Genomic DNA, 2,505 nt, shown 5'->3' with positions numbered 1-2,505 from the left:
AAAGATGGTCCTTTCTTAACGAAGACGGGGTCCAACCATCTTTCGCTTTTTTATTTTAAATTTTAAACAAATAAAGCACTGATGTTAAATCCATCAGTACTTAAAATTGTAGAGCCGATAGTAATGGCGTTATTGCTTTTACTAATTGAAACTGAATCGTTTTATTTTTTTATTCTTTTTTGGTACCACCGATAAGCAAAGTATAGGCAAACGATCGCCATGATAATAATAGCAATGGTTGTATAATCATTAAAGATTATGACAATTTTATTCCACGATTGGCCGACCCAAGCGCCGAGAACGACAAGCAGTGTATTCCAAATTGCGCTTCCGATCGTAGTGAGAAGGCAGAATTTCCCTAATGAAGTTTGCGCGATCCCAGCAGGAATAGAGATTAAACTGCGAATAACGGGAATGCAGCGTCCATAAAGAATGCCGCCTGAGCCATGCTTATTAAACCAATCGACTGCTTTTTTAGCATCATCCTGATGGAAGCCTAGAAGTTTAAATAAACGATGACTAAGAAGACGTTCGAGACGTTTAACAGTTAACTGGCGACCAAGGGCATATAAAATAAGTGCCCCAATAAGTGAACCAATTGTTGCGGCGATAATTACACCAATAATTGATAATGAAGTGGTGGTCGTCATGAATCCGCTCATTGTAAGGATAATTTCGGATGGTAGCGGTGGAAAGACATTTTCAAGGGCAATTAGTAAGGCAATTGCAAAATAACCAAACTGATTAATAAATTCCGTTATCCAAGCGTTCATAAATTACTCCTGTTCAATTAAATATTCTCTAAACACTCTATCATATTAGAGAAATACTTAGTAGCGGTCTTATTTTTCTTTAGTGAAAATTACGAATTATAAATTAGAATTATTATATTGAAGTGAATAAAATACCTAGAAAGAGCAAAAAGTGTTCGGATTTAATTAAATAAAATCTTAAAAATTGCTAAAATCTTACTAAAAATGTGCTAAAGTATAATAAGACTACATAAGGGAGATTGATATAAAGTGAAGCGATATCGTTTCGGACGCCTCAGTATGGGCTGGCAAATTATGATTGGGCTGGCCCTTGGTATTATTTGTGGATTAATTTTCTATCAAAATAAGGGTGCCATCACTGTTATGCAGAGCTTAGGAACAATCTTTATCCGGCTGATTCAAATGATCGTAATGCCAATTGTTGTTTCTTGCTTGACTGTGGGAATTGCTAATATTGGTGATATTAGAAAGTTAGGACGGATTGGTGGAAAAACATTAATTTATTTTGAAGTTTTAACCACAATTGCGTTAATTTTAGGGATCGTAATGGCTAACATTACCCATCCAGGTTCGTTTATTGATATTCATAAACTTCATGCAACTGATATTTCGCAATACATGTCCACTGCAAAGTCTGCAGAACATAGTAGCGGATTCTGGCCATTAATTTTGTCGATTATTCCAACGAACATTTTTAAATCCATGTCTGATGGTGACATGATGCCTGTTATCCTGTTCTCAGTTCTTTTCGGATTAGGAATTGCAGCTGTTGGGGAAAAGGCTAAAATTTTAATTGATGTATTAAATGCAGTTTCAGAAGTTATGTTCAAAGTTACTAATTGGGTCATGAAGTTTGCACCAATTGGGGTCTTTGGTTTAATTGGAATGACAATCGCGGAAATGGGTATTAGTGCTCTGCTACCATTGGGATTATTTATTGTGATTGCATATGTGACAATGTTAATCTTTATTATTGTTGTCCTCGGTATTACTGCTCATATTTTCCATTTACGTTATTGGAAGACGATGCGCGCTATCCTTGATGAGATTGTTTTGGCATTTACTACTGCCAGTTCAGAAGTTACGTTGCCTCGTTTGATGAAAAAGACGCACGAGATGGGAGTAAGCAAGGGTATTACAGCTTTTGTTATTCCAACTGGTTATACTTTTAATCTTGATGGATCTGCAATTTATCAATCATTAGCGGCGATCTTCTTAGCACAAGCATATGGACTTCATCTTAGTATTTCTCACCAAATTACTCTGCTGGTTGTTTTGATGATTACTAGTAAGGGAATGGCTGGGGTTCCAGGAGCTTCTTTTGTTGTATTGCTTGCTAGTGTTTCTACAATTGGGGTTCCAATGGCTGGTTTGACTTTCATTGCCGGAATTGATCGTTTCGTTGATATGGGACGAACTGCCGTAAATGTGGTTGGTAATTCAATTGCCACACTTGTTATCGGTGAATCTGAAGGTGCTCTTGACCGTGAAAAATATAATGCATATTTAGATAATTACGGAAAGGAAAAACCAGCAACAGAAACTGACGTTGAAGCTGAATAAAATTAAATAAACATAAAAGCGAAGATGGGGAAATCCTCACCTTCGCTTTTATATTAATGTCTTTAGACCTGGTTGAGTGCGCGAGCAGAGCGAGTGCACGAAACAAAAAACCACCTGCTATGCGGGTGGGCGATAAAAATTATATAAAAAAGGCCTCTTTTGCCTTAAG

Annotated in this window: 2 protein-coding genes; one reads left to right on the top strand and one right to left on the bottom strand. The window is 36.7% G+C overall.

The genetic code is table 11. The features are described 5' to 3' along the window. Nucleotides 1-161 precede the first annotated feature (161 nt). A complete protein-coding gene (locus tag LMC10_RS01895; RefSeq protein ID WP_153702791.1) occupies nucleotides 162-773 on the bottom strand; it encodes a DedA family protein in 612 nt (203 codons plus the stop codon). Between the two features lie 249 nt (nucleotides 774-1,022). On the opposite strand from LMC10_RS01895, the gene LMC10_RS01890 reads away from it, so the two are divergent. Continuing rightward, on the top strand, nucleotides 1,023-2,336 hold the full coding sequence (locus tag LMC10_RS01890; protein WP_035155419.1) for a cation:dicarboxylate symporter family transporter: 1,314 nt from the start codon (nucleotides 1,023-1,025) through the stop codon (nucleotides 2,334-2,336). Nucleotides 2,337-2,505 lie beyond the last annotated feature (169 nt).

The sequence above is a fragment of the Limosilactobacillus reuteri subsp. simiae genome, from assembly GCF_020784875.1.
Taxonomy (GTDB): domain Bacteria; phylum Bacillota; class Bacilli; order Lactobacillales; family Lactobacillaceae; genus Limosilactobacillus; species Limosilactobacillus reuteri_H.
This window is presented reverse-complemented; position numbering and strand designations above follow the sequence as displayed.